General features: G+C 69.2%; 1 protein-coding gene and 1 pseudogene. Both read right to left on the bottom strand.

Going from position 1 to position 1312, the window contains the following annotated elements:
- A pseudogene (locus tag ABZZ74_RS54255) lies at positions 1–222 on the bottom strand (hypothetical protein); the annotation flags it as partial.
- 368 nt (positions 223–590) lie between these two features.
- Positions 591–1312 (bottom strand): FAD-dependent oxidoreductase (locus ABZZ74_RS54250; RefSeq protein ID WP_356951460.1); only part of this gene is annotated, 722 nt, incomplete at its 5' end.

The following is a 1312-nucleotide window of genomic DNA, read 5'->3' as shown; positions in this document are numbered from 1 at the left end:
GCCGCCTTCGGCCTGCCCTACCACCCACTCCTTGGCCGCTACCGGGTGCCGAGCGAGAAGACCCTGCGCAGCGTTCTGGGGCGACTCGATCACACCGGCGACGTGCCCGGTCGTTCCGGGCATGTCCAGGTAGGTGGAGCGGCGGCCGCGGCCGGTGACCTCGTCGACCCCGCTGTCGATGACGAAGCCGTCGGCCCGCAGCTCCTGGACCGCTCGGGACACCGTGGCCTTGCTCAGGCCCGTCAGCTCGATGAGCTGGTTCCGAGTCAGGGGCGCGTGGAGAGGACTACGTCGAGGACCGATGCCTTGTTGTAGTCGCGTGAGGTCGGGTTAGTCACGTGATGACCATAGCGAGCCCGGTACAACCATCGGGCAGGGCCGGTTCGGGCGGTCCGACCGGGTTCCCGGGGATCGACGACCAACTGACAGCCCTCAACAAGCATTCGGCCGGCCGCTGGTCGACGGGCCTTCGGCCTGCCAGGCGAGCGCCTCGTGCGCGCCCGCGGGTGAGGGACGGACCAGGGGGCCCATGCGAGCCCTCCCGCCGTCTCGGTGGCAAGGGCGTGCGCCGAGGCGGCTGAAATGGGGGACTACCTGGTCTTGAACCGGCCCGGACGCACGAAGTCCAGCCCTTCGACGGTCTGCTTGCCCAGCGCCTCGAGTGCGGCGATGTGGCCGTAGCCGGTCGCCGTCTTGAAGCCCTTACCGGAGAATCCGGCAGCGCAGTAAACCCTGCTGTTCTCCTCCAGCCAGCCGAGGAGGGGGTGCCTGTCCTCGGTGAAAAGCTCGGGAAAGGCGTCGGAGCGCACGATGGTGGGGGTCAGGCCGGGAAGGAACTCGGTGACGGTCTCGGTGACCTTCTCGGCTTCTTCCCGGGTGGGTTCCCTGGGCACGGAGTCCGGGTCGGGGGTTGCCCTTCCGCGCCCGTCCAGTGGTCCGTCCACCGACGCCTTGACCGTCACGCCGTCGACGGCGGGTGCACCGTAGAGGGAGCGGTCGTCGTACAGCCGGCTGAAGACGGGGAAGTACTCCGGCGAGAACTGCGTGCTGTGCTGGGCGAGGAACCAGGTCAGGACGATCCGATGGGTTTCTGTGACGGCCTTGAGGTGGTCGGGCATCAGCCTTCGCGACCAGCCGCCCGAGGCGACGATGACCTTCTCGAACGTCCAGGTTCTGTCGCCCGAGGTGACGACCACGCCGTGTCCGGTTTCGGTGATGCTGTCCACGGGCGTGTTCTGCAGGACGGTGGCGCCGTTCGCCTGGGCCGCCGCGACGGCGGCGCCGACGGCGCGGTCGGTGCGCAGGACGCCGG

Source organism: Streptomyces sp. NPDC006476 (assembly GCF_040612015.1).
GTDB lineage: Bacteria > Actinomycetota > Actinomycetes > Streptomycetales > Streptomycetaceae > Streptomyces > Streptomyces griseorubiginosus_B.
This window is presented reverse-complemented; position numbering and strand designations above follow the sequence as displayed.